This is a genomic window from Rhizobium sp. SVR5-9E (genome assembly GCF_056755095.1).
Map to the genome: position 1 here is coordinate 1 of NZ_JBNDHS010000699.1, position 239 is coordinate 239.

Below are 239 nucleotides of genomic sequence, written 5' to 3' on the forward strand. Positions count from 1 at the left end.
ATTTTAGACTCATCATCAGAAAATTCATAGCTTTCAAATTGACCATCAACAATATTTCCTTCTTTCTGCGATGTTTTGTAAGAGTATTTTGCAATTCCTCCCTGCTCAATAACTAAATAATTTTCTCCGTTTTTCATGGAAGTAATACCGGCAATGCCTTTTCCCCGGTAATATCCTGAATATATTTTGTCTAAAGTGATTTCCTGTGCCACTAAATTTTGAAATGCAGCCACCAAGGT

At 34.7% G+C, this 239-nt stretch carries 1 protein-coding gene; it reads right to left on the minus strand.

Translation table 11 applies throughout. The features are described 5' to 3' along the window. Window positions 1-239: hypothetical protein (locus ACPYOJ_RS36605; protein ID WP_481420571.1), on the minus strand; the 239-nt coding region annotated here is incomplete at both ends.